This is a genomic window from Alloalcanivorax gelatiniphagus (genome assembly GCF_005938655.1).
Lineage (GTDB): Bacteria > Pseudomonadota > Gammaproteobacteria > Pseudomonadales > Alcanivoracaceae > Alloalcanivorax > Alloalcanivorax gelatiniphagus.
Genome location: NZ_VCQT01000014.1, coordinates 19,353 through 43,636, shown reverse-complemented (window position 1 = coordinate 43,636; position 24,284 = coordinate 19,353). Strand labels below are relative to the sequence as shown.

General features: G+C 64.4%; 27 protein-coding genes and 2 tRNA genes. 8 read left to right on the top strand and 21 right to left on the bottom strand.

The window, feature by feature from the left end:
* Nucleotides 1-29: 29 nt before the first annotated feature.
* A complete protein-coding gene (locus tag FGS76_RS03135; protein WP_138771172.1) occupies nucleotides 30-1,469 on the bottom strand; it encodes a helix-turn-helix domain-containing protein in 1,440 nt (479 codons plus the stop codon).
* 347 nt (nucleotides 1,470-1,816) lie between these two features.
* Here FGS76_RS03135 and FGS76_RS03130 point away from each other — a divergent pair, with 347 nt between their 5' ends.
* Nucleotides 1,817-2,344: a hypothetical protein gene (locus FGS76_RS03130; protein WP_138771171.1), complete on the top strand. Its 528-nt coding sequence runs from the start codon at nucleotides 1,817-1,819 to the stop codon at nucleotides 2,342-2,344.
* Between the two features lie 399 nt (nucleotides 2,345-2,743).
* Here the strand turns inward: FGS76_RS03130 and FGS76_RS03125 are convergent.
* From FGS76_RS03125 to FGS76_RS03080, 10 genes are all read right to left on the bottom strand, one after another.
* Nucleotides 2,744-2,820: transfer RNA gene (locus FGS76_RS03125), tRNA-Pro, on the bottom strand.
* Between the two features lie 92 nt (nucleotides 2,821-2,912).
* Nucleotides 2,913-3,269 carry a MerR family transcriptional regulator gene (locus FGS76_RS03120; RefSeq protein WP_138771170.1) on the bottom strand — a complete coding sequence of 119 codons (357 nt, stop codon included), beginning with the start codon at nucleotides 3,267-3,269 and terminating at the stop codon, nucleotides 2,913-2,915.
* Nucleotides 3,250-3,549: an integration host factor subunit alpha gene (ihfA, locus tag FGS76_RS03115; protein WP_138771169.1), complete on the bottom strand. Its 300-nt coding sequence runs from the start codon at nucleotides 3,547-3,549 to the stop codon at nucleotides 3,250-3,252. Before ihfA ends, FGS76_RS03120 begins: the two co-directional genes overlap by 20 nt.
* A gap of 28 nt (nucleotides 3,550-3,577) precedes the next feature.
* Nucleotides 3,578-5,953, bottom strand: a complete 2,376-nt coding sequence (pheT, locus tag FGS76_RS03110) for a phenylalanine--tRNA ligase subunit beta (RefSeq protein ID WP_138771168.1) — start codon at nucleotides 5,951-5,953, stop codon at nucleotides 3,578-3,580.
* A gap of 17 nt (nucleotides 5,954-5,970) precedes the next feature.
* Complete coding sequence (gene pheS, locus FGS76_RS03105) at nucleotides 5,971-6,990, bottom strand: phenylalanine--tRNA ligase subunit alpha (RefSeq protein WP_138771175.1); 1,020 nt, start codon at nucleotides 6,988-6,990, stop codon at nucleotides 5,971-5,973.
* A 214-nt stretch (nucleotides 6,991-7,204) separates the two neighbouring features.
* Nucleotides 7,205-7,564: a 50S ribosomal protein L20 gene (gene rplT / locus FGS76_RS03100; protein ID WP_138771167.1), complete on the bottom strand. Its 360-nt coding sequence runs from the start codon at nucleotides 7,562-7,564 to the stop codon at nucleotides 7,205-7,207.
* 25 nt (nucleotides 7,565-7,589) lie between these two features.
* Nucleotides 7,590-7,784 carry a 50S ribosomal protein L35 gene (gene rpmI, locus FGS76_RS03095; protein WP_138771166.1) on the bottom strand — a complete coding sequence of 65 codons (195 nt, stop codon included), beginning with the start codon at nucleotides 7,782-7,784 and terminating at the stop codon, nucleotides 7,590-7,592.
* Nucleotides 7,785-7,846: 62 nt separating this feature from the next.
* Nucleotides 7,847-8,452, bottom strand: a complete 606-nt coding sequence (gene infC, locus FGS76_RS03090) for a translation initiation factor IF-3 (protein WP_452039034.1) — start codon at nucleotides 8,450-8,452, stop codon at nucleotides 7,847-7,849.
* Nucleotides 8,453-8,553: 101 nt separating this feature from the next.
* A tRNA-Val gene (locus FGS76_RS03085) sits at nucleotides 8,554-8,630 on the bottom strand.
* Nucleotides 8,631-8,798: 168 nt separating this feature from the next.
* Nucleotides 8,799-9,497 (bottom strand): GntR family transcriptional regulator, encoded by a 699-nt coding sequence (locus FGS76_RS03080; RefSeq protein ID WP_138771165.1) that lies wholly within the window; start codon nucleotides 9,495-9,497, stop codon nucleotides 8,799-8,801.
* Nucleotides 9,498-9,688: 191 nt separating this feature from the next.
* On the opposite strand from FGS76_RS03080, the gene FGS76_RS03075 reads away from it, so the two are divergent.
* The 4 genes from FGS76_RS03075 to FGS76_RS03060 all read left to right on the top strand — a co-directional run bounded on the left by FGS76_RS03075 (nucleotide 9,689) and on the right by FGS76_RS03060 (nucleotide 12,974).
* Nucleotides 9,689-10,231: a hypothetical protein gene (locus FGS76_RS03075; RefSeq protein WP_205717162.1), complete on the top strand. Its 543-nt coding sequence runs from the start codon at nucleotides 9,689-9,691 to the stop codon at nucleotides 10,229-10,231.
* 152 nt (nucleotides 10,232-10,383) lie between these two features.
* Nucleotides 10,384-11,811 (top strand): cytochrome ubiquinol oxidase subunit I, encoded by a 1,428-nt coding sequence (locus tag FGS76_RS03070; protein WP_138771164.1) that lies wholly within the window; start codon nucleotides 10,384-10,386, stop codon nucleotides 11,809-11,811.
* Nucleotides 11,812-11,814: 3 nt separating this feature from the next.
* The gene (gene cydB, locus FGS76_RS03065) at nucleotides 11,815-12,828 is read left to right on the top strand and encodes a cytochrome d ubiquinol oxidase subunit II (RefSeq protein ID WP_138771163.1); all 1,014 of its coding nucleotides are present in this window, start codon (nucleotides 11,815-11,817) and stop codon (nucleotides 12,826-12,828) included.
* A complete protein-coding gene (locus FGS76_RS03060; RefSeq protein WP_138771162.1) occupies nucleotides 12,825-12,974 on the top strand; it encodes a DUF2474 domain-containing protein in 150 nt (49 codons plus the stop codon). Before cydB ends, FGS76_RS03060 begins: the two co-directional genes overlap by 4 nt.
* A 339-nt stretch (nucleotides 12,975-13,313) precedes the next feature.
* Here the strand turns inward: FGS76_RS03060 and FGS76_RS03055 are convergent, their stop codons facing one another.
* From FGS76_RS03055 to dapA, 5 genes are all read right to left on the bottom strand, one after another.
* The gene (locus FGS76_RS03055) at nucleotides 13,314-14,501 is read right to left on the bottom strand and encodes a phosphoglycerate dehydrogenase (RefSeq protein ID WP_138771161.1); all 1,188 of its coding nucleotides are present in this window, start codon (nucleotides 14,499-14,501) and stop codon (nucleotides 13,314-13,316) included.
* Between the two features lie 75 nt (nucleotides 14,502-14,576).
* Nucleotides 14,577-15,293, bottom strand: a complete 717-nt coding sequence (gene purC / locus FGS76_RS03050) for a phosphoribosylaminoimidazolesuccinocarboxamide synthase (RefSeq protein ID WP_138771160.1) — start codon at nucleotides 15,291-15,293, stop codon at nucleotides 14,577-14,579.
* Between the two features lie 28 nt (nucleotides 15,294-15,321).
* Nucleotides 15,322-16,095 (bottom strand): MBL fold metallo-hydrolase, encoded by a 774-nt coding sequence (locus tag FGS76_RS03045; protein WP_138771159.1) that lies wholly within the window; start codon nucleotides 16,093-16,095, stop codon nucleotides 15,322-15,324.
* 39 nt (nucleotides 16,096-16,134) lie between these two features.
* Entirely contained in the window at nucleotides 16,135-16,746 is a 612-nt protein-coding gene (gene bamC, locus FGS76_RS03040; RefSeq protein WP_138771158.1) for an outer membrane protein assembly factor BamC, read from the bottom strand.
* Nucleotides 16,746-17,627, bottom strand: coding sequence for a 4-hydroxy-tetrahydrodipicolinate synthase (gene dapA, locus FGS76_RS03035; protein WP_138771157.1), 882 nt, complete (start codon nucleotides 17,625-17,627; stop codon nucleotides 16,746-16,748). Before dapA ends, bamC begins: the two co-directional genes overlap by 1 nt.
* A gap of 140 nt (nucleotides 17,628-17,767) precedes the next feature.
* Between dapA and bcp the strand changes: the two genes are divergently transcribed.
* Complete coding sequence (gene bcp / locus FGS76_RS03030) at nucleotides 17,768-18,232, top strand: thioredoxin-dependent thiol peroxidase (RefSeq protein WP_138771156.1); 465 nt, start codon at nucleotides 17,768-17,770, stop codon at nucleotides 18,230-18,232.
* A 618-nt stretch (nucleotides 18,233-18,850) separates the two neighbouring features.
* Here the strand turns inward: bcp and FGS76_RS03020 are convergent.
* From FGS76_RS03020 to FGS76_RS03010, 3 genes are all read right to left on the bottom strand, one after another.
* Nucleotides 18,851-19,330 carry a phasin family protein gene (locus FGS76_RS03020; RefSeq protein WP_138771154.1) on the bottom strand — a complete coding sequence of 160 codons (480 nt, stop codon included), beginning with the start codon at nucleotides 19,328-19,330 and terminating at the stop codon, nucleotides 18,851-18,853.
* A gap of 114 nt (nucleotides 19,331-19,444) precedes the next feature.
* On the bottom strand, nucleotides 19,445-19,738 hold the full coding sequence (locus tag FGS76_RS03015) for a hypothetical protein (RefSeq protein ID WP_138771153.1): 294 nt from the start codon (nucleotides 19,736-19,738) through the stop codon (nucleotides 19,445-19,447).
* A gap of 21 nt (nucleotides 19,739-19,759) precedes the next feature.
* Nucleotides 19,760-20,980 carry a DUF445 domain-containing protein gene (locus FGS76_RS03010; RefSeq protein WP_138771152.1) on the bottom strand — a complete coding sequence of 407 codons (1,221 nt, stop codon included), beginning with the start codon at nucleotides 20,978-20,980 and terminating at the stop codon, nucleotides 19,760-19,762.
* A gap of 252 nt (nucleotides 20,981-21,232) precedes the next feature.
* Between FGS76_RS03010 and FGS76_RS03005 the strand changes: the two genes are divergently transcribed.
* A complete protein-coding gene (locus FGS76_RS03005) occupies nucleotides 21,233-21,982 on the top strand; it encodes an SCP2 sterol-binding domain-containing protein (RefSeq protein WP_138771151.1) in 750 nt (249 codons plus the stop codon).
* 80 nt (nucleotides 21,983-22,062) lie between these two features.
* Here the strand turns inward: FGS76_RS03005 and FGS76_RS03000 are convergent, their stop codons facing one another.
* Complete coding sequence (locus FGS76_RS03000) at nucleotides 22,063-22,368, bottom strand: hypothetical protein (protein ID WP_138771150.1); 306 nt, start codon at nucleotides 22,366-22,368, stop codon at nucleotides 22,063-22,065.
* Between the two features lie 170 nt (nucleotides 22,369-22,538).
* Between FGS76_RS03000 and FGS76_RS02995 the strand changes: the two genes are divergently transcribed.
* Nucleotides 22,539-23,312 (top strand): nucleotidyl cyclase domain-containing protein, encoded by a 774-nt coding sequence (locus tag FGS76_RS02995; protein ID WP_138771149.1) that lies wholly within the window; start codon nucleotides 22,539-22,541, stop codon nucleotides 23,310-23,312.
* A gap of 3 nt (nucleotides 23,313-23,315) precedes the next feature.
* Here FGS76_RS02995 and cmoB read toward each other — a convergent pair whose 3' ends face one another.
* A complete protein-coding gene (gene cmoB / locus FGS76_RS02990) occupies nucleotides 23,316-24,281 on the bottom strand; it encodes a tRNA 5-methoxyuridine(34)/uridine 5-oxyacetic acid(34) synthase CmoB (protein WP_138771148.1) in 966 nt (321 codons plus the stop codon).
* Between the last annotated feature and the right edge of the window lie 3 nt (nucleotides 24,282-24,284).

Here is a 24,284-nt window from a genome sequence, read left to right as displayed (position 1 = left end):
CAACCATTTAATCCGCTTACCCATAATCTTTACGCTGGGTTCTTCGCATCCGCCTGGTCAGTCTGCTCCCTGCAGTCGTAGGTCAAAAAATGGACGGTCTTCCCCCTAACCGGCATCAAGAGGATATCTGAATAACGCGAACCGATGTTTTCGGTCACCAATTCCGGGCTCGCTTCCTCATTCTTAGCCATGACCGCTATAACCTCCCGGGCCCTCCGCCAGACGTGAATGCAGAACCAGCGAGCCAATAAGACCCTGGCTCCCTTATACCTCTCTCGTAACTGACCATTGGACAACAATTCGCGCTCTACCCTTTCAAGGAGGGCCCCGGCCGCATCCGGTTCACTCCGCTCGCCTCTCTCCCCGTCGTGCAGCTCCGTTGGATACTCGTTAACCAGCCACGTCACATAGTCACAAGCTTTGAATAGAAGATATTCTCGAACCTCTGCACGACGTGGTTCGCCGGCGAATGCCGAATATAAGGGCGGAGGCTTCTCCTCGCCTTCTTCCTCCTCCTGATGCGGTGGTACCAGACCGGGATAAGCGGAAGCCTCCGCCTCGATCCATCGATCCGAGTCACCGTCATTCACCTTACCGCTCACAGCAGCGGCGCTCCTTTTGTTCGAAATCCGATCGCACTTCCGGTGCACGGACGCCACAGGACTGAGTTCGCCTAGGTTCAGAAAGATGCCAGTCGAGGGAGTATCTGTCGCTAACTTTGGATAACCGATGGCGGCGCTGTTCAATACCAGGGCACTCGGCACCTTTCCTGGGACGAAGCGCCCGGTCAGGCCAGGGACCCTTAACGTGAAGAACCCCAACTGCTCCAGGCGGTGAAGATGATTACGGACTCGGGAAGGAGACATCCCCACCAGCCGAGATAGCCGACGAAGCCCAGCGTCGATCACCACCCCTCGTCTATCCGCCAAATTCCACAGAATCGCTAACAAAAGCTTGCCCGGAATGGCCAGGCGAGAAGGAAGCTGATCCTCAGCCTTAACCTGCACCCGCCCATCGAACGAATCAGTATTTTGACCTAACTGCACCGCGCGGCAGTGAAGAGCTGCAGCTACTTTATTCGCCTGACTAACGGCGCCCCGATCAATCGGCATGCTCGCCAACTTTTGCCCCAACGCTCTCTCCACACGGAACTCCCGCACAGGACGCCCCCGAGTAAATTTACCAGGTCCCCAGTCGGGCCAATCATCCTGATAGCGCGTCACCAAACACGGCCTTCGCTCCTCTGACCTGGGATCCGCGAGCAGCTCGCCTCTGGCGTCGAGAAATGTCTTTCGGCTGATCCCGAACAACTCCTGTAACTGCTTAATTTTCAGTCTCACCGGAGAGGTTCCGAACATGAGCCACACTCGCACCAGTAAGTACCTAGCCTCTGGTGAAAGCGCTGGATCTTCCGTGGTTAATAGCCACGCCATGCCACCCAGCTTGCCGTCAAGCGCGCTTTCATCCAAAATTAACACCTATTAAAAATAGAATTAAAACACGTCACAACTCTAATCGTTGATGTGTAATAATACAATCAAGAATATAATTTCGGACATCTCAGATCTAAGACAGACGTGGGGGAAATCCAATGGGGAGGGAGTGGCTCGACTGGTTTAAGTTCGAAGACCAAGAGCACTGTGAATGGGCTACCAAGTATCTCGGTCAGCGAGGCCACATAGTCGGTCCAGCGAATGGCTGGCGGTCACTTCAATCGCGTCTGAGCGGGCTGGTAGCGGAGTGGCCGGCGCGCGATCAGGCCACCCAAATGCCACAAGATCCTGCGCACGCTCCATACCTCATGCTGGAGCTGAGGATGCGCTCCGCGTACTACCAGTGGAAAAAAAGGCGGGACGATAAGCAGTTCAGCACCTACAACTTAAGAATGAGAAAAGATCTACGGCCTTTGCTGCGCCATCTTGCCAAAAATCAGAATATGACCATCAGCGAAGCTCTTGAGGATCTCGTGCGCCGAGAGAACAGCATGAGCCGGGATTTCCGGGCCGAAATGGACCGGCGCCTTGCAGAAGCGAGCCAGAAAGCGAGTCAAGAAGCGGAACACAAAGAAGAGCTGCAGAAGCAGCGCCTTGAGCAACACCAGCGTGTTATCACGCAGCTCACCAACCGGGCCGCAAACGTGGAGGTTCAGCTAGAAGGCCTCACAATAACGGACCAGGCGGCCCAAGAAGAGCGCGAAGCATTCGAAGGTTTGGTCGAGGAAAGAGCAAGCGTGATACGCGATGAGTACCAGGACGAGCTATCCCGGATTCCAAAGGCGCGTAGACGCTCCTCGGCCTCCCTACCACGCACCCCTCCTCCACCCCCGGACAACAGTACAGACTGAAAGCCAGTATCTACCGAAGCGTTTCCAGGTGATCCGCCCACCGCTGTAGCCACTCCCGGCCCCCTTCCTCATAGCCGTGCACCTTGACGCCCTCTGGGAATGCACCAGGACGCGCACAGGGTTGTTGTAGAGGGTACGGCGGAGGAGCCTGGCGTTAGGCTCGCGCAGGCCAGGGATGCTCTTCAGCACGCCGCTGCAGGAATCGACAAACCACCCTGCCCTTAATCACCTCGGACAGATAGAGCTCCACGGGTGCGCCCCGCTTTGGAAAAGGGCCTTCTACGCGACCGGGGTGCCACTCCGAGGCCGAGCAATTATTCGGTGGGGCAAAAAGTGGGGCAAAAATGCAGACAACAAAAAAGGGGCTAGGCTGTGAATCGCCTAACCCCTTGTTTTATTTGGTCGGGACGGAAGGATTCGAACCTTCGACCCCTTGCACCCCATGCAAGTGCGCTACCAGGCTGCGCTACGCCCCGAATCGTTGCCTCGGCGGGCGGTTGCCCTGTCGAAGCGGCGAGCATCATAACGGATCAGCGCGGGGGATGGAACCCGGATTTAGCCTGTTTGATCAGGTGTTAAGCACGTCCAGCACGTCTTCCAGCTCAACGATCATCTGGCGGATCATCTGGTGGTAGCGGGTGGCGTGCTCGGCGTTGGCGTCGCCGGACAGTTGCTGCCGGGCACCGCCAATGGTGAAGCCCTGCTCGTAGAGCAGGCTGCGGATCTGGCGGATGGTGAGCACGTCCTGGCGCTGGTAGTAGCGACGGTTGCCACGGCGTTTGACCGGCTTGAGCTGCGGGAATTCCTGTTCCCAATAACGCAGCACATGGGGCTTCACGTCGCACAGTTCGCTGACTTCGCCGATGGTGAAATAACGCTTGCCCGGAATCGCCGGCAGTTCGTCGTTATGACTGGGTTCGAGCATAGTCTTCAACCCGCTGTTTTAATTTCTGACCGGGCCGGAAGGTCACCACGCGACGCGCGGAGATGGGGATTTCCTCGCCGGTTTTCGGGTTACGACCGGGACGCTCGCTTTTGTCCCGGAGGTCGAAGTTGCCGAACCCGGAGAGCTTCACCGGCCGGTTGTCGGCCAGTGAGTCCCGGATTTCCTCGAAGAAGGTTTCCACCAGTTCCTTGGCTTCACGCTTGTTAAGACCGAGCTCTTCATGCAGCCGGTCGGCCATGTCTGCCTTGGTCAGCGCCATCGGAAATGCCTCGATCAAGCCCCTGCGATCAATCCCTGAGGGTCGCGTTAAGCTGTTGTTTTACCTGGGATACCACCTGCTCGACCAGGTCGTTGACCTGGGCGTCCCTAAGAGTGCTCGAAGCATCCTGGAAGGTCAAGGTCAAGGCCAGGCTTTTGCGGCCGGCCTGGATGTGCTCGCCCTGGTACACGTCGAAAATGTGTACCGTGCGCAGGCGCTCATCACAGGCCGCCCGCACCACCGCCAGCAACTCGCCGGCGGGCACTTCGGCATCGATCACAAAGGCCAGGTCGCGCTGTACCCGGGGCTGGTCGGAGACCGGCTCGAAGTGCGGCAGCAGACCCTGGCGCAGCGGTTCCAGGGCCAGCTCGAACAGGTACAGATCGGCGGGCAGGTCCAGGTCCCGGGCCAGGCGCGGGTGCAGCTTGCCCAAGTGGCCCACCACCTGGCCGTCGCGGACCAGTTCCGCGCATTGGCCGGGGTGCAGGGCCGGGTGCTGGCCGGGCCGGAAGCTGAACGCCGCCGGGTCGGACAGCGCGGTGAGGGCTTCCACGTCCCCTTTCAGGTCGTAGAAGTCCACCCGCCGAGGCTTGCCTTCCCAGTGGGCCGGGCGGGCGCTGCCGTACAGCAGACCGGCCACCCGCGGCTCCTGGGCCAGGCCGTCGGCGCCGGGTACGAAGCGCAGGCCGGTTTCGAACAGGCGCAGGCGGTCGATCTGCCGGTTCAGGTTGCGGGCGGCGGCGTTCAGCAGGCCGGCGAACAGGTTGGTGCGCATCACGCCCAGGTCGGCGGAAATCGGGTTCACCAGCGCCAGCGGCGGGTGGTCCGGGTCCACCTTGGCGAGCAGGTCCGGGGCCACGAAGCTGTAGGTGATGGCTTCCAGGTACCCCCGGTCGCGCAGGGTGTCGGACAGCTGGCGCAGGGGCAGCTGGCGCTCGCCGTCCGGTTCACCGGCCGGGGTGCCGGAGGGCACCCGGCTGGGCCAGTGCTCGTAGCCGCGTACCCGCGCCAGTTCCTCGATCAGGTCCTCTTCGATGGCCATATCGAAGCGCCAGCTGGGTGCCAGTACCGCCCATTCCCCGTCGCCGGTGCGGCGCACGGTCATGCCCAGGCGCTCCAGGATATCGACGATGTCGTCGTGCTCCAGGGCGGCGCCCAGCAGCGCGGTGGCGCGCTCCGCGCGCAGGGTGATTTCCGCCGGCTGCGGGGCGCGGGTGGCGTCACCGGCTTCGGTGACCGGGCCCGCCTGGCCGCCGGCGATCGCCAGGATCAGGGCGGTGGCGCGCTCCATGGCCCGGCTTTGCAGGGCCGGGTCCACGCCACGCTCATAGCGGTGGGAGGAGTCGGTGTGCAGACCATAGCCCCGGGCGCGGCCGGCGATGGCCAGCGGGTTGAAGAAAGCGCATTCCAGGAACAGGTCCACGGTGTCGTCGGACACGGCGGTGGGCCGGCCGCCCATGATGCCGGCCATGGCCACCGGGCCGTTGTGGTCGGCGATCACCAGGGTGTCGTCGCGCAGTTCCTGGGTCTGGTCATCCAGGGTCAGCAGTGACTCGCCGGCGCGGGCCTTGCGCACAACGATGCCGCCGCTGAGCTTGTTCAGGTCGAAGGCATGCAGGGGCTGGCCCAGCTCCAGCAGCACGTAGTTGGTCACATCGACGATCGGGTCGATGGCGTGCAGGCCGGCCCGGCGCAGGCGCTCCACCATCCACAGCGGCGTGGTGGCGGCCGGGTCGATGCCACGAATCACCCGGCCCAGATAGCGCGGGCAGCCGTCGGCGTCTTCCACGGTGACCGGGAAGGTGCTGTCGTCGGCGGCGGCCACCGGTTCCAAGGCGGGCTCGGTGAGCGGCGCCCGGTTGAGCACGCCCACTTCCCGGGCGATGCCGCGCAGGCTCAGGCAGTCCGCCCGGTTCGGGGTCAGGTCCACCTCGATGACGGTGTCGTCCAGGCTCAGGTAGTCGCGGATATCGGTGCCCACCGGCGCGTCCTCGGGCAGTTCCAGCAGACCGTCGATCAGGTCGTCCAGGCCCAGTTCGGAGCCGCCGCAGAGCATGCCCTCGGAGGGTTCACCGCGCAGCTTGGCCTTCTTGATCTTGAGATCGCCGGGCAAGTGGGCGCCGACCTTGGCGAACGGTACCTTCAGGCCCTCGCGGGCATTGGGGGCGCCGCACACCACCGGAAACAGGGATTCACCGTCGCTGACTTCGCACAGGCGCAGTTTGTCCGCGTCCGGGTGCGGCCGGCAGCTTTTGATCTCGCCGACCACCACGCCGGTAAAGGGCGGCGCCGCCGGTTCCACGGCGTCCACTTCCAGGCCGGCCATGGTCAGTTGGTGAACCAGGGTGTCGGTGTCGATGGCGGGGTTGACCCATTCCCGCAACCAGGCTTCGTTGAAACGCATTCTCGGTGATCCCTATTTCAGGCGAATTGCGACAGGAAACGGGCGTCGTTCTCGAAGAACAGGCGCAGATCGTTGACGCCGTAGCGCAGCATGGTGAGTCGTTCGATGCCCATGCCGAAGGCGAAACCGCTGTAGCGGGACGGGTCCACGCCACCGTGCTCCAGCACCTTGGGGTGCACCATGCCGCAGCCCATGATCTCGATCCAGCCGCTGTGCGAGCACACCCGGCAGCCTTCGCCGCCGCAGTGCACGCAGCCCACGTCCACTTCGGCGCTGGGTTCGGTGAACGGGAAGTAGCTGGGCCGGAACCGCACCGGCAGGTCGTCCACCTCGAAGATGTACTGCAGGAAGGCGGCCACGGTGCCCTTCAGGTCGGCGAAGCTGATGTTCTCGTCCACCAGCAGCCCTTCCACCTGGTGGAACATGGGGGTGTGGGTCAGGTCCGAGTCGCAGCGGTACACCCGCCCGGGGGCGATGATCCGGAACGGCGGCTGGCCTTTTTGCATCACCCGCACCTGCACCGGCGAGGTGTGGGTGCGCAGCAGCCGCCCGTCGCCGAAGTAGAAGGTGTCGTGCATGGCCCGCGCCGGGTGGTGGGCGGGAATATTGAGCGCCTCGAAATTGTGGAAGTCATCCTCCACCTCCGGGCCCTCGGAAATGTCGAACCCCAGACGCAGGAAGAAATCCTCCATGCGGCGGCGCATGCGCGTCACCGGGTGCAGGGCGCCGGGCAGCTCGCCCCGGCCGGGCAGGGTCACGTCCAGGGACTCGGCGCTCAGTTGCTGGTCCAGCGCGGCCTGTTCCAGCGCTTGGCGGCGCTCGTCCAGGGCCGCCTGCACGCGCTGTTTGCCTTCGTTGATCAGCGCGCCGGCCTTGGGCCGTTCCTCGGCACTCAGCCCGCCCAGGCTTTTGAGCAGTGCGCTGAGGTCGCCTTTCTTGCCCAGGTAACGGACCCGCACCTCGTCCAGGGCGCGGGCGTCCGCGGCGCCGGCCACCTCGGCCAGCGCCGCGTCCACCAAGCTATCCAGGTTTTCGATCATAAACCACCCGATTCGTTTCTTGGCCGCCTGATCGACGGACTTATTGCTGGGGCGTTTTCGCGGCTGAAGCCGCTCCTACGACCCCATGCAGCGTAGGAGCGGCTTCAGCCTCGGCACGACCCCGCCATCACAACGAAAACGGGGGAAGAGCGCGAGCTCTTCCCCCGTTTCAGAGAACTGTCGTCTTGTTACGGACGGATCGACAGTGTGCTCAGGCGGCGAGACTCGCTTTGGCTTTTTCCGCCAAAGCGCCAAAAGCCACCTGATCACGGACCGCCAGGTCCGCCAGTACTTTACGGTCGATCTCGATGGACGCCTTTTTCAGGCCGTCGATCATACGGCTGTAGGACAGGCCGTTGATGCGGGCCGCGGCGTTGATGCGCACGATCCACAGACGACGGAACTGACGCTTGCGTACCTTACGGTCACGGTAGGCGTACTGACCGGCCTTGATAACCGCTTGCACCGCTACGCGGAACACGCGGCTTCGGGCACCGTAGTAACCTTTTGCTTGCTTGAGAATTTTCTTGTGCCGGCGACGCGCCTGCACACCACGCTTGACTCGAGCCATTGTTCAGACCTCCAAAAACCGGTGTTTAGACGTAGGGCATCATGCGTTTGACCAGAGCCACGTCACTTTCGTGGACCTGGGTCTTGGGACGCAGATGGCGAATCGTCTTGGACGATTTCTTCGTCAGGATGTGGTTTTTGAATGCCTGCTTACGCTTGAAACCGGAGGCGGTTTTCTTGAAACGCTTTGCGGCCCCGCGGTTTGTCTTGATCTTTGGCATGGTACCTATCTCAAGTTCGTGTGTTTCGGTTCGTTGATAAGAACAAACAACCGGCGGACCGGTTATTTCTTCTTCTTGCTGCCCGGGCTGAGCACCATGATCATCTGGCGCCCTTCCATGTTCGGGCGTTGTTCGACGGACCCGTGGTCCGCCAAATCCGCTTCCACGCGCTCCAACAGTTCGCGACCCAGCTCCTGGTGAGCCATTTCGCGACCACGGAACCGCACGGTTACCTTGGTCTTGTCGCCGGCCTCCAGGAAGCGCTTGAGGTTACGCAGTTTCACCTCATAGTCGCCGGAGTCGGTGCCGGGACGGAATTTAATCTCTTTCAGCTGGGTCTGCCGCGTCTTCTTGCGGGACTCCTTGGCCTTCTGCTTCTGCTCGAACAGGTGCTTGCCGTAATCCATGATCCGGCACACCGGTGGTTCCGCGTCGGGCGAGATTTCCACCAGATCCAACTGCTTGCCACTGGCTTTCTCGAGGGCTTCCTCGACGGTGACGATGCCGATTTGCTCACCCTCGACGTCGATCAGCCGAACCTCGTTCGCCTGGATTTGCTGATTGATTCTGGCGCGCTGCTCGCGGCCTTTGCCTCCACGCTTAATGTCGTGAACCTCCGGTTGGTTATTCGAACTATGCCGGACGGACACCATCGGGGCGCCGTTCAAGGCATACGTCATCCTCAAGAATAGCCGTCCATTCTAAGTCACGGCACCGCACCCGTAAACCCGGGGGTCACGGAAGCGGTAAAAGAGGGTGGCGCGAAAACTGGTAGAACCGGGCGGATTCGAACCGCCGACCTCTGCCATGTCAAGGCAGCGCTCTAACCAACTGAGCTACGGTTCTGCAGAGGGGCGCAATTCTAGGCAGACAGGACGCCGCTGGCAAGCCCCTTTGTTCCGCCCGCCGTTCGGCGGGCGGAACGTTAGCTGCAAGCTGCAAGCTACAAGCTGCAAGCTGCAAGCTGCAAGCTACAGGCAACCCCGGAGCCAGCTTGCAGCTTGTAGCTTGTAGCTACTTCTTGTTGCGTCGTCCGCGCCAGGCGGCTTCGATCTGGCGGGCGCGGGTGATGGATTCCTCCACCAGCGCCGATTGGCGTTCGGCGAACTCGCGGATGATCTCCAGGGCGGAGCGCACGTCACGCTGGAAGATGGTCTCCACCAGGGCCTTGAAGAACGACAGGCATTCCTTGATCTCATCGCCGTCCAGGTGCAGGGCCATGAAATAGGTGCGCTGCAGCGCCGGGTGCAAATCGGTGAGTACGTCCTCCACGAAGCTGTTGCGGGCGAACGGATAGGCGTGCTCCAGGAAGCGGAAGCTGAGGTCGAAAAAGCGGTCCAGATCCCGGTCCGAGACCGCCAGCTGCAATTCGTGGATCAGCGCGATGATCGGGTCCAGGTCCTCCTCGCGCACGTTCTTGATGGCCTTGCGGATCACCAACCCGAGCAGCACCTGGACCAGCTCATAGAGGCCGCGCACCTGGGATTCGGAGAGATCCCGGACCACCGCGCCCCGGCGCGGCAGGATGTCGATCAGATGGCGGCGCTCCAGGATCAGCAGCGCCTCGCGCACGGAACCCCGGCTCACTTCCAGCTCGCCGGCCACGCGCAGTTCCTGAATCCGGTCGCCGGCCAGCATTTCACCTCGGATGATCTGACCGGCCAGATGACCGGCAATCTGCTCGGAAAGGCTTTCCCGGGCTTTGAATGTCATGGTTTGTCCAACAATCCCCTGATATTGTCCGACTATACAACCATTCGCCGACAATAAAACAAGGGTACCGCGTCACCAAGCCTGTAAAAGCATTGGCAAAACTGCGCCCCCGGTCATGACAAGGGCGGCACGGCATGGTTAATTGCGGAGACAAGGAACGCAGTCGGGCGGCCTGGCCGCCGGGGGCAGTCATGAAACCGTTGATCACCGAACTGGCGGAGCTGGACGCCCTGTTCGATCACTACGCGGAACGCTTCGGCAGGGACCAGACCCCCTATCGCAACCATGTGTACCGGGTCATCAACCTGGTGGCGGCGCAACGGCCGCTGACCGGTGACGACCTGCGCAAGGTGGAACTGGCCGGTTTTTTCCACGACGCCGGCATCTGGCTGGCCGGCACCTTCGATTACCTGGGCCCCTCCGCCCGCCTGGCCTGCCATTACCTGGATGAACTGAACCTGGCCCACTGGGCCGACGATATCCACGCCATGGTTGTCCAGCACCATAAGCTCACCGGCACCGGCGAATCGCCGGACAACCTGGTGGAAGCCTTCCGGCGCGCGGACTGGATCGACCTGTCCCTGGGGCTGGTGCGCTTCGGCGTGCCGCGCCGGCGCATCCGCGAGATCCAGGAGCGCTTCCCCAACGCCGGCTTCCACGGCCTGCTGCTGGGCATGGCCGCCCGCCGGCTGTGCACCCATCCCTGGAATCCGTTGCCCATGCTACGTAGATAGCTGCGTAGATAACTACGGAGATAACCACCTGGACAATCCGTCCAAGGACAGAATGCCCAAGGACACCATGTCCAGGCGCTCCCCACCGCCACTCCGCCTAGAATCCATGCATCGCCGGCCGGCAAGGGGCCGGCCCGCAACGGAGACAGCGGATGGCGGAGTCGCTCGCGCTCGACCTGGCCCGTATCCAGTTCGGGTTCACTATTTCCTTTCATATCATTTTCCCGGCCATCACCATCGGTCTGGCCAGCTACCTGGTGGTGCTGGAGGGCCTGTGGCTGTATACCCGCCGGACTCTTTACCGGGACCTCTACCACTTCTGGTCCAAGATCTTCGCGGTCAACTTCGGCATGGGCGTGGTGTCCGGCCTGGTGATGGCCTACCAGTTCGGCACCAACTGGAGCTTTTTCTCGGAATTCGCCGGCGGTGTCACCGGGCCGCTGCTCGCCTATGAGGTGCTTACCGCCTTCTTTCTGGAGGCCGGCTTTCTCGGCGTGATGCTGTTCGGCTGGAACCGGGTGGGCCCGGGGCTGCATTTCTTCTCCACCGTGGTGGTGGCGGTGGGCACCCTGATCTCCGCGTTCTGGATCCTGGCCTCCAACAGCTGGATGCAAACGCCCCAGGGCTTCCAGGTTATCGACGGCCGGGTGGTGCCCACCGACTGGTTGGCGGTGATCTTCAATCCTTCCTTCCCCTATCGATTGGCGCACATGACGGTGGCGGCTTTCCTGGCCACCGCCCTGTTCGTGGGCGCCTCGGCGGCCTGGCACCTGCTGCGCGGCCGCGACCAGCCGGCCATCCGCACCATGTTTTCCATGGCCATGTGGATGATGGTGGCGGTGGCGCCGCTGCAGGCGCTGATCGGCGACCTGCACGGCCTCAACACCCTGCAGCACCAGCCCGCCAAGTTGGCGGCCATGGAGGGGCACTGGGGCGGCGAGCCGGACCGGGGCCAGGGGCTGCCGCTGCTGCTGTTCGGCTGGCCGGACATGGAGGCGGAAACCACCCACTGGGCGCTGGGCGTGCCACGCCTGGGCAGCCTTATTGTCACCCACAGCTGGGACGGCACCATTCCCGGCCTCAAGGATTTCCCCGCCGAGGATCGCCCCAACGCCGCCGTGGTGTTCTGGTCATTCCGGGTGATGGTGGGCCTGGGCCTGCTGATGATACTGCTCGGCGCGCTCAGTGTGCTGCAGCGCTGGCGCGGTCGCCTGTACCACTCGCCCGGGTTGCTGCGCTTCGCCCTGGTCATGGGGCCGGCCGGGTTGGTGGCGATCCTGGCCGGCTGGTACACCACCGAGATCGGCCGCCAGCCCTGGGTGGTGTACGGCCTGATGCGCACCTCGGAGGCGGTGTCGCCCCACGCCAGCGGCACCCTGGCCCTGTCCCTGGGGCTGTTCGTGGTGGTCTATCTGTTCGTGTTCGGCGCCGGCGTGGCCTACATGCTGCGGCTGGTGCGCAAGGGCCCGGTCACCGACGAGGGCCGCGAGCAAGGCGACGGCGGCCCGGGCCACCAGCGCCACGCCATGCGCCCGCTGTCGGCGGTGCGCGAGACCTTCGACGACGACGGGAGGGCCTGAACCATGGGCATCGATCTACCCCTGCTGTGGGCACTGATCATCGGCTTCGGCGTGATGATGTATGTGCTGATGGACGGTTTCGACCTGGGCATCGGCATCCTCTACCCCTTCATACCCGACAAGCACCATCGGGACGTGGCCATGAACACGGTGGCGCCGGTGTGGGACGGCAACGAGACCTGGCTGGTGCTCGGCGGCGCCGGCCTGCTGGCGGCGTTTCCGCTGGTCTATTCGGTGGTGCTGACCGCCCTGTATATCCCGCTGATGTTGATGCTGCTGGGGCTGATCTTTCGCGGCATCGCCTTCGAGTTCCGTTTCAAGGCCCGCGAGCGGGAGCGGCACATCTGGGACAAGGCCTTTATCGGCGGCTCCTTCACCGCCACCTTTTTCCAGGGCGTGGTGCTGGGCGCCTACGTGAGCGGCCTGCCGGTGCGCGACGGCGCCTACACCGGCGCTCCCCTGGACTGGTTGGCGCCCTTCCCGCTGTTCACCGGGGCGGCGCTGGTGTGCGCCTATGCGCTGCTGGGCAGCACCTGGCTGATCATGAAAACCGAGGGCGCCCTGCAGGCGCGCATGGTCGCCCTGACCCGGCCGCTGGCCTGGGCGCTGCTGGCCTCCATCATGGTGGTCAGCCTGTGGACGCCGCTGCGCGATCCGGCCATCGCCGCGCGCTGGTTCAGCTTCCCCAACCTGCTGTGGTTCTCGCCGGTGCCGCTGCTGGTGGCGGCCGGCTGGGTGGCGCTGCTGCGCGCCCTGCGCCGGGGCCGGCAGGTGGCGCCGTTCGTGCTCACCCTGTTTCTGATGGGGCTGGGCTATGCGGGCCTGGCCATCAGTGGCTGGCCGCATATCCTGCCGCCGGACATCGACCTGTGGCAGGCCGCCGCGCCGCCGCAGAGCCTGGGCTTCGCCCTGGTGGGGGCGCTGTTCATTATTCCCATCATCCTGGCCTACACCGCCTTCGCCTACTATGTGTTTCGCGGCAAGGTGCGCCCCGGCGACAGCGGGTATCACTCATGAGCGGGCGGGAACCGGCGGCGCCCCGCCCCTCCCGGCTTCGCCGGCTGGGATGGCTGGTGCTGATTTGGGGCGCCAGCGTGGCGACACTGGCCGGGGTGGCCGCGCTGATGCGCGCCTTGATGAACGCCCTGGGCCTTCAGGCCTGAGCGGCGTCGGATCGGAGGCCGGGAAGTTACCCACAGAATCTGTGGATAAGTCTGTGAACTTTCTGTCAGGAAATCCGCCCGGGGCCCATTACGGCGGCGCTGACCCCAAAATGACGAAAAAATATCCATTATATGAAAATCGAACAAAATCAATGAGTTATAAATATCTCCCGGCAAAATCAAGCGGTTACGCTCACTTGTTCATGACGGGCTCACCGATGCCCGTTCGCTGTGCAAAACTCCGACTCACCGTGGCGGCGCGCACCTTGAGAAAGCTTTTTCATAACAAAGCCCGGGTTACCGACCGGGGCGGCGGGCCGCCGGGGCCGCCACCGCGGGTCAGGCCGGGTCCCGGGCGCCGTGCACCAGGCGCACGTTGATCACCCCTTCCAGGCGGCCGATGCGCGCCAGCACTGCCGGGGACGGCGCCTCCGCCAGGTCCAGCAGGTTGTAGGCGAGCTGGTCCCGGCTTTTATTGAGCATGTCCAGCACGTTGATATTGGCGTCCGCCAGCTCCGAGAGCACCGACCCGAGCATGCGCGGCACGTTGCGGTTGGTCACCGCCAGCCGGGCACCGGGGCCCGGCTCCAGGATCAGGTCCGGAAAATTCACCGAATGGCGGATATTGCCGTTCTCCAGGAAATCCACCAGGGCGTCCGCCGCCATCACCGCGCAGTTCTGCTCGGACTCGTCGGTGCTGGCGCCCAGGTGCGGCAGGGTCAGCACCCCGGGCACCCCGGCCAGGGCCAGGCTGGGAAAGTCGCTGACGAAGCCGCCCAGGGCCCCGTTATTGAGGGCGTCCGCCACCGCGCCGTCGTCGACGATGCCCTGGCGGGCGAAGTTGAGCAGCACCGCGTCCGGTTTCATTACCGCCAGTTGCTGGGTGCCGACCAGGTCGCGGGTGGCGTCCAGCAGCGGCAGGTGCAGGGTGACGAAGTCCGCCCGCGCCAGCAGCGCTTCCAGACTGGCCATGGGCGTCACCTGGCTGGGCAGCCGCCAGGCGGCGTCCACGCTCAGCGCCGGATCGTAGCCGATCACCGCCATGCCCAGGTCCAGGGCGATGCGCGCCACCCGCGAGCCGATCGCGCCCAGGCCCACCACGCCCAGGGTGCGTCCGCTCAGTTCACGGCCCAGAAACTGTTTCTTGCCGGCTTCCACCTGGCGGTGCAGATCCGCTTCGTCCGCCGCTTCCAGGGCGTGCACCCAGTCCAGGCCGGCGCGCAGGTGGCGGGCGGACAGCAGCATGCCCGCCAGCACCAGTTCCTTCACCGCGTTGGCGTTGGCGCCGGGGGTGTTGAATACGGGGATGCCGCGCTCGCTGCAATGGGCCACGTCGATGTTGTTGACGCCGGCACCGGCCCGGGCCACCGCGTGCACCGTGGCCGGCAGGGCGTCGGCATCCAGGGGGTGGCTGCGCAGCAGGATGGCGTCCGGGTCGGACAGGTCGCTGGCGATTTCGAAGCGGTCGCGGGGGAAGCGTTCCAGGCCGCGCAGGGCGATCTGGTTATGGGTGCGGATACGGAACATGGCGGCTCTCCGGGTGGCCGGGGTTGTTGTTTTCCCCAAGCCTCCCGGAAAAGCGCCGTTGTGACCAGACCCGGATCAGTATTGGAAGGTCATGCCCAGGCGGTGGCCCACTTCCTCGTAGGCCTCGATAACGTTGCCCAGGTCCTGGCGGAAGCGGTCCTTGTCCATTTTTTCGCGGGTGTCCTTGTCCCACAGGCGGCAGCCGTCCGGGGAGAATTCGTCGCCCAGCACCACCTCGCCGTGGAACAGGCCGAATTCCAGCTTGTAGTCCACCAGCAGCATGTTGCCGTCCAGGAACAGCTTCTTGAGCACGTCGTTGACCTTGAAGGTCAGCGCCTTCATGGTCTCGATCTGCTGGTCGGTGGCCCAGCCGAAGCTGCGCACGTGGTATTCGTTGATCATCGGGTCGCCGAGCGCGTCGCTCTTCAGGAACATCTCGAAGGTGGGCGGGTTCAGTTCCTTGCCCTCTTCCACGCCCAGGCGGCGCACGATGGAACCGGCGGCCACGTTGCGCACCACGCACTCCACCGGAATCATCTCCAGGCGTTTGACCAGGCACTCATTGTTGGAGAGCAGCTTCTCGAAGTGGGTGGGCACGCCGGCGGCTTGCAGCTTTTCCATGATGGCGGCGTTGAACTGGTTGTTGACCGCGCCCTTGCGGTCCAGCGCCTGCTTCTTCTTACCGTCGAAGGCGGAGGTGTCATCGCGGAAGACGATCACCAGCTTGTCCGGATCGTCGGTGGTGAATACGGACTTGGCCTTGCCGGCGTAGAGTTCGTCGCGCTTTTCCATGAAATAACCTGCGTTGATGGGTCTTGGTTCAGTGAATGTCGAGCCAGTCGAACCCGTGGTTCTGGCCGGCCACCCGGATTCGTTCCTGGCCCCGGGCCACCGCCCGGTGGATCTGGGCCAGGGCGTGTTCGGGGGTGTTATTCTGCTCGCTCAGGTGCGAAAGCACGAGATGCTGCAGGCGGTCCACGTTGCAGTGGCCCAGCAGGGTCGCCGCCTGCTCATTGCTGAGATGCCCGAAGTTGCCACCCACCCGGCGTTTCAGCGAGGCCGGATAGGGGCCGTTGGCGAGCAGCTCCGGGTCATGATTGCACTCCAGCACCAGGGCGTCGCACTCCCGGTAGCACTCCACCACATGGGGCGTCAGCGAACCCAGGTCGGTGAGCACGCCCAGCTCCCGGTCACCCCAACTGAAGCGGTACTGGCAGGGTTCGCGGGCGTCGTGGGGCACGGTCACCGGCGTCACCGTCAGGCCCTGGACCTGGAAGGTCCGGCCCGGCCGCACCTCCCGCCACAGCGTGTTCTGAAAGCCGGCGGGCTTGCCGGTCACCGCCCGCGCGGTGCCGAAGGTGCTGTACAGCGGCACGCCGTGTTTGCGCGCCAGGGCGCCGGCGCCGCGCACATGGTCCCCGTGTTCATGGGTGATCAGCACCGCCGCCAGGTCCTCCGGGGCCAGCCCGAACAGAGCCAGGCGGCGCACCGTCTCACGCAGGGTGAAACCGCAGTCCACCAGCACCAGGGTGTCGCCGGCGCGCACCAGGGTGCCATTGCCTTTACTGCCACTGCCCAGGGATGCCAGTCGCAACTACCCTACTCCCGCCTTTGCGTTCCAGGTAATCCGGACTCAGAGTTCGCGATGCACGCTTTCCAGAATCGCCAGGCTGGAGTCCTTGCCGGCCAGCGCCGTGCCCTCGCCGTTGAGCACCGCCACCTGAATACCGTTGGTGGTGTGGCTCAGCTTGAGTTGGGCCTGGGGCGGCTGCAGCTGATAGCGCTCCGGCGTGGTCAGAAAGAACACACCCTGGTCGCGGTTGCGGTCGGTGACGCGCAGATCGGTCTGGGTCAGCGCCTGGGTCACTTTCTCCCAGGCCCAGGCGAAGCTGGTCGGCATCATGATGATCGGATAGCCGCTGCCATCCTTGCCGAGAACCGCCTGACCCTGCTGGCCCGGCGGCGGCGTCGGCGCGGCGTCGTCATCCTGGTCGTCGCCGGCGACGGCCACCAGTTGCGGCGGACGCGGCGCCTTGAAGCCGTCCTCGCCCTCACGGACGCCGACGATGCGCTGGTCAATTCGCGGCACCGCGTAGAGCGGCGCCTCGCCGATGAACACCATGCCATCGGGCACCGTCATCGGCTCGATGACCTCGGCGTCACGATAGTGAAGGCTACTGTCCGGAAGCAAGCCGCAGCCGGCCAGAGCCAGTGCCACGGCGGTTACTGCAATACTGCGATGCATCATCCCTCCAGGAGTCCGCAGCCGCGCAACGTCTCGCGCAGACGCGGCTGGGCGGCCTTGGACAGCGGCACCAGCGGCAGCCGGATACCATTGTCGATAAGGCCCATTTCATAGAGCGCCCATTTGGTCGGTATGGGGCTGGGTTCTATGAACAGATCGCGATGCAGGGGCTCAAGTTCCGCATTCAATTCGCGGGCGCGGTCGGTGTCACCGTCCAGGGCGGCCTGGCACATGGCCGCCATCTTCGCCGGGGCCACGTTGGCGGTCACCGAAATGTCGCCATCGCCGCCGCCCAGCATCAGTTCCAGGGCGGTGGCGTCGTCGCCGGAATAGATCAGGAAGTCGTCGCCGCAGCGCTCGCGGATTTCCCGGGCCCGTTCCAGGTTGCCGGTGGCTTCCTTGATGCCGACGATGTTCGGCACCTTGGCCAGCCGCTCCACGGTCTCGGGCAGCAGGTCGCAGGCGGTGCGGCCGGGCACGTTATAGAGAACCTGCGGAATATCCACCGCCCGGGCCACCTTCAGATAATGCTGATAGAGGCCTTCCTGGGGCGGCTTGTTGTAGTACGGCGTGACCAGCAGGCAGGCGTCGGCGCCATCCCGTTTGGCATCGCGGGTCAGTCGGATCGCTTCCTCGGTGCTGTTGGCGCCGGTACCGGCGATCACCGGGATACGCTTGTCCGCCACCGCCACCACTTCACGAATGACGCTGTCGTGCTCCTCGAAACCCAGGGTGGCGGATTCGCCGGTGGTGCCCACCGCCACGATTCCATGGGTGCCTTGTTCCACATGCCAGTTCACCAGAGCGCGCAAACGTTCCCAATCGACGGAACCGTCCTCGCGCATGGGGGTGACCAGGGCCACGATGCTACCGCGAATCATGCCGTTATCTCTCTTCGTGCAAAGGGCGATATGGTACAACCGGCGCCGGGGGCAAGGGAACCTCTACCGGTGCATCCGTCGGACCGGTAAGCTCCCGGTTTTTCGCAACGCCCATTCACGAGACAAGCCAAGGATCGTTCATGAGCATCAAAGAAGGCCAGCCGGCCCCGGATTTCACCGCCCCGGCGACCAGCGACACCACCGTTACCCTGTCGGCCCTGAAAGGCCGCAAGGTGGTGCTTTATTTCTACCCCAAGGACAGCACCCCGGGCTGCACCACCGAAGGCCAGAACTTCCGCGACCTTTATCCCAACTTCCAGGAAGCCGGCTGCGAGGTATTCGGTGTCTCCAAGGACTCCCTGCGCCGCCACGAGAACTTCAAGGCCAAGCAGGAGTTCCCGTTCGAGCTGATCAGCGACGAGGACGAAACCGTCTGCCAGCTGTTCGACGTGATCAAGCTGAAGAAAATGTACGGCAAGGAGTTCGAGGGCATCGAGCGCAGCACCTTCCTGATCGACCAGGAAGGGGTGGTACGGGACGTATGGCGCAAGGTGAAGGTCAAGGGCCACGCCGAGGAAGTGCTGGACGCGGTCCACGCTCTGTGAGCCGCCCGGGGTTATGCACAGATGCCGTGGGCAACTCTGTGGATAACCCCTGGAAGACCGCGCCGGGCGCGGCGTTGATCAGCCGCGCCACGGTCTGCGGTATTTTTAACCCATTTTTTCTTTACCTGTTCCGCCCTGAAAAGCGCCCGCCAACTTGCGCGGGGGTTTTCCACAAATACTGTGGATAACCCTGTGGGAAAAATGCGGAAAACAGCGCCGAAGGGCCTCATTCAGGCCCCCGCCCCAGTTTGACGTTTTTTTGACCAAAATAAGAAAATCGTTTTAAAACAATAACTTAAATAAATTTTATCGGCGGGTATTGACGTCGCCCGGTTCGTTGTTACCTTCTTTCCCATCCCCACACATGCTGTGCACAAATTCAGGACACCGTTCGCTTGTCAATAGTGAAAAGGCGTCAACGGCCACTCCCGAAAAGAGGGCACGGCGGTGCCGCCACCGGGAACACGCAGCCATGTCCGGCCCCGGCGTCGGGCACCGGCGGTCGCCGGTTTTCCGGTCAAATGTGGATAACTTTGTGGATAGGGTGTCAGGAAAGGGCGGATAACCGGGTTTTACCGGCCCCGCCGCCCCGTTGCGGGGCAGCCGGGCCGGCCGGGTTCAGCGGCTGCCCGGCAGGTCGTCGTCCGGGTCCAGGTCCGGATCCACGTCGTGGTCGGCGCGGGCCCGGTCCATCTGGTCCAGGGCGTTGGTGAGATCCTGCACCCGCTGGCGCAGGGAATCCACTTCCCGCTTGTTGGGAATGCCGAGCCGCGACAGCGCCTTGCCCAGGCGGTCGTCGAAGGCCTTCTCCATGCGGTCGATGGTCTCTCCGGTGTGATGGCGCACCCGCTCCTTGATATCTTCCACCTTGGGGGTCTTTTCCTTGGCGCGCCGCTCCACCTCGCGGCCGGCTTCCACCAGGGCATCGAAAAAGCCGCTGCCTTCTTCCTCGGCACGGGCATAGGCGCCCAGACCGGCCAGCCAAATCTGATGGGTGTATTTGCGCAGGTCGCGGGTGGCGCCACTGAGGGCGCGCAGGGGACGGCCGCGCTCGTCCCGGGGGATTTGATCGTCGTCGTGATCGTCGCGATCGGACATGGTCCTGTTCTCCTGGCTCAACGCTGGCGTCGCTTGACGCAGGCGGCGAGTATAGGCCAAAGATGACAGGCCCTGCCAATCGTCTGTCGGACAATTCCCCGGTGCCGCCCGGGGTTATTCCTGGGCTGGCGGGTCGCCGTCGTCGCGGCCCCGGCGGCCGCCCACCAGGCGCGCCAGATCCCGGGCCCGGTCGCGGATCAGGTCCCGGGATTTACCAGTGAGCACCGCCACGAACCGCTCCGTCAGGCGGTCGGCGCCGGCCTCGAAGCGGCTGTCGATGTGCCGCTCCAGCTTCGGTCCCAGCCAGAACTTCACCGCCAGGCCCACCGCCACCAGGGTCACCAGCGACGACAGCAGGGCGCAGCCGATCAGCAGCCAGGCCAGATCCGAGGGGGTGATGGGGTCCATGGCTTCTCCCTGCCCGTTTCGTCAGGCCAGACCAAACAAGAAGATCAACTGCGCCAGCCCGGCCAGCGCCCCCAGGAAACCGCCCACCAGAATAAGAATCCATTCGTCTTCCTGGAACGCCGGGCGCAGCAGATCCTGGAAGTCGTCGGCGCTGAGCGCTTGCATACGGTCGCGCATCAGCCGTTCGATGATGGCGCTGCGCTCGCGGTTGAAGTGGTCGTCCTCGAACGGCTCCACCGCCAGATCCACCGCCTTGTCTTCCACCGCCCGCTTGAGATCGGCGTAGCCGCCGGGGCCGACGGTGAGCTGGGCGGCGGTGCGCACGAAGCCGCCGTTGAGCAGCGGCTTGAGGTGACGCTTGATCAGCGCCTTGGTGCGGTCACCGCGGGGGCCATTGATCACCTGGTACATGATATTGCGCAGCGTCACCAGTTCCTCGGTGGTGAGCCGGGCGAAGGACTCGGCCACGTCGCGCTGGCGCTTGAGAAACAGCCCCTGCACCCGGAACGGGCCCACCCGCACCGGGTTCAGGGGCCGGAAGATCACGTTCAGGGCCAGCCAGTTGGTGGCGATGCCGACCAGAAAGCCGAACATGGGCAGCACCCAGTTATCGGGCACCAGGATAAACACCGGTATCTGGATCAGGCCGAACAGAAAGCCGAAATAGAACCCGGAGTTGGTGACGAAGCGGAACTCGGGCTCGCCCACCTCCTGGAACATCTGCACCATCAGCGCCTTATCGGAACGCATGCGCTCGACGATCATGTGCTTCATGTCCACCAGGTTTTCCAGGTTGCGGCTGATGTCGTCGACCACATTGTCCATCACCGCAGGGATGGCGCGGCGGGCGCGGGCGTAGACCCGGCGGCGCACCGCCAGGGGCAGGTTCTCCCAGAGCACCGCGTTGCGCTCGGTCATCACCTCGTCCACGTATTCCTCGATGCGGGCCTGCACGCTCTTGGTCAGGTGGGCGGCGATCTTCTCCGGCTCCATCTCGCGGAAAAATTCATCCAGGCTGCCCAGCTTCTGCAGGGTCTTGTCCACCACGATGGCGGCCATCTTCTCTACCTTGGACGGAATAATGCCCTGCCAGCCGAACACCGGCCGGATGCCAATGAACTCCAGCGGATAGAAAGTCATCTGCACCGCCGCCCAGTTGGTGGCCCAGCCCACCGCGCCGGCGATGAACGGCATACTGATGTACTTCCAGAGGTCCGGATGGGAAAACAACGAATCCAGCATGTGGGTGAACAGCCCTCCCAGGATGACGCACGGGTCGCCGGGCCGGGCCCGGAGGTTGAACAAGCCTAGCCGGCAAAGGCCGCCGGGAACAGTTCCCCCGGGCGCCGGGCGCGGTCAAAAAAGCCAATGTTATGTGGTTGCCCGATATAGATAGTCAGTGAACCGGTGCAATGTCATTTTTTGGCAACCGGCGCGCCCTTCGTCATACTGCCGGGTAGGACCCGCCCATCGCCAAGAAGGATTCCGTCTCACATGACCTCGCCGTCCTCGTTGCCCGGACTGTTTATGTACGGGGCCCTGGAAACCCTGCTCAATCAGGCGCTCACCGGCGACCCGCGCGGCCGCGAGCAGCTTGCCGCCCTGCACGGCACCGCCGTGCGGCTGCGCGGCGAGCAGCCCATGTGGGTGCTGTATGTGCTGATCTACGAGGACGGCGTGGAGCTGCACGACGATTACGAAGGGCCGGTGGACGTGCGCGTGCGCGGGCCGCTGGGGGCCATGCTGCACTGGCTGCTGGCCCCCAACAGCGCCGACGCGGAAGAAAACCTGCGCATCACCGGCCCCGCCGACACCCTGGACAAGCTGCAGCGCATGGTCGGCGAATTCAGCCTCTGGCCGCTGGTGCGCAACTGGCTCGACGACCATGTGCGCCTCAAGGAACTGCTGGCGGTGCTGCGGCGGGAAGACCCGGTATGGCTGGAGCAACTGGCCGGGCTGCCCGACCGGGTGGGTGAGCTGGCGGCACAGATGGCCCGCCAGCAGCTGCTGCAGGAAGACATTCTCGAAGAGCTGCGCGAACTGCGCCGGGATATCCGCCACGCCCGGCGGCTGGACCTGGCCTTTCTGGTGGCCGGGCTGGGCCTGATGCTGGTGGCGCTGCTGCGCGCCCTGGGCCATTGGCAGGACACCTGGCACGCCCTGGCCCATGACCATGCCTCGCTGGCGATGATCAGCTTCGGGCTGGCTTTGATTATCGGGCGCTTGCTGCACCGGCAGCGTTGATATCGCGACTGAAGTCGCTCCTACGGCGGGGGGATGGCGGTGCGCTGTAGGAGCGACTTCAGTCGCGATAATCCCTCCCGCTATTTCTTATTGAAGAACCGGCTCAGCCGTTCGCCCACCATTTCGGTGCTGGTGCGCGCCAGGCTGCGGCTGGTTTCCTCGATCATTTCCCGGGTGGGCAGATTGCGCACGCCATCATTGATGCCCCGTTTCACCGCCTCCTCCACCCGGGCGGCGATCAGGTCGGCGGCGTTGCGCGCCTCTTCCTCCAGGTCGCCGCGCAGCCGGCGGCGCAGCACCGGTAACAGATAGAAGTGCGCCCAGAGCGCCAACGCCAACAGCGTGATGGCGGCGGTGATCACAGCGGTGAGCAAAATGGTGGTCATCAATGGCGGTCCCCGATAACCGGTTCGTAACCAAAACCGGTATTAATGTAACCGTTGGTACGGGCGGGAAGTACTGCTTAGCAAAACACTTACTATGGTGCTTGTCACATTCGCTATGGACGGCCCGTGCAACGCAGGAGCGAATAATAACTTCGACACGGGATGACAGCATGACCACCGGGACGGACACCCCCCGCGTACAAAGTCAAAATCTCGATGCGCTGACACCTTTGGTGTCCCTGTGCCAACGTTATCAATTGCCGCTTTCGTTGCTGGCGATTCAACTCAAGGATCTCACCGCCCTGGGCCGGGAACTGGGCGGCGGCCAGCTGCGTGCTCTGCAACGGCAGCTGGCCCTGGCCGTGGAACGGCGGGTGCGCCAGGAAGATGCCCTGGTCACCTGGCAGCGCGGTTATCTGGTGCTGTGCCTGCCGGGCACGTCGGTGGACGGCGCGGAGGGGCTGGCGCAACGATTACAGGATTGGTTCCAGCAGACCCGCTTTACCCTGCCGGACCGGGTGCTGCGGCTGTCCACCGCCATGGCCGTGCACGTGGTCGACAGCGAGGCCCGGGACGGCGCCGGGCACGAGCCGATCCGTGAGCTGGTGATGGACACCCTGTGCCTGCTGGCGGTGGACGACAGCGACCGGCAGCCGGTGCTGTCGCGGCGCGCCCAGGCGCAACGGCGGAACCCGAACACCGCCCCCCAGCAGCACCACGCCCGCCCCGGCTGGCCGTCCACGGCCATGGAAAACGGCGACCCGCCCGGTCAGTTCCGCCATCTGGTGGAAACCCTGAGCCGCCATGGCGAGGGCATTCTGGTACGCGCTCTGTCGCCGGCCCTGCGGCGGCTGGACGAACCCACCCGGCTGTGTCTGATCGACCACCTGCTGGAAGCGTCACTGATGCCGGCGGACGCCGGGCCCCGGACTTCGGACGCCTGAGCGTCACACCCGCCGGGCGATCATCACCGCCCGGCGCGGCGCCGGGTAGCCTTCGCGGGTGCGGCCGGCATCCTCCGGGTCGAGAAAATCCGGCAACGACTGAAAACGCATCCAGTCGGTGGCCCGTTGCTCGTCGGTGGTGGTGACGCATTCGTCCACGCAGCGCACCTGGTCGAACCCGCAGCGCCGCAGCCATACCGCCAGGTGCGCGGTGCTGGGCAGGAAGAACACATTGCGCATCGCCGCGTAGCGGCCTTCCGGCATCAGCACGGCACGCTCCCCGCCTTCCACCACCAGGGTTTCCAGCACCAGCTCGCCGCCCGGGCGCAAGGCGCCGGCCAGCTCCATCAGATGGTCCAGCGGCGAGCGCCGGTGGTAGAGCACGCCCATGGAAAACACCGTATCGAAGGCGCCGCTGGCGGCGGGCAGCTCTTCCATGCGCAGGGGCGCGAACCAGAACGGCGCCGCCGGTGCGTAGCGGCGCACCGCCAGATACTGCATCAGGAACAGGGGCGTGGGATCCACGCCGAGCACCGTGTCGGCGCCGGCGCCGAGCATGCGCCAGCCGTGGTAGCCGCTGCCGCAGCCCACGTCCAGCACCCGGCGGCCGCGCAGATCGGCCAGGTGTGGGGCCACCCGTTGCCACTTCCAGTCGGAGCGCCATTCGGTATCGATGGGCAGGCCGAAGAACCGGAACGGCCCCTTGCGCCAGGGCATCAGCCCTTCCAGGGCGGCGCGCAACGCCGCCGGATCGGCGCCGCCGGGCTCGCCCACGGTCACCGTGTCCCGGTCGAAGGCGCAGGGCGCCGGCCCGGCGGGCAGTGCCTCCACGGCGGCCCGCCAGCACGGCAGGTCGCCGTGGGGTTTGTCGAGCAGCCGTTCACGGCTCAGCGCCATCACCGGCGCCGCGTCCGGGCCCAGCAGCGGCGCCAGGCCGGCGTTCAGATCATCGAGGTAGGTATCCAACATGGG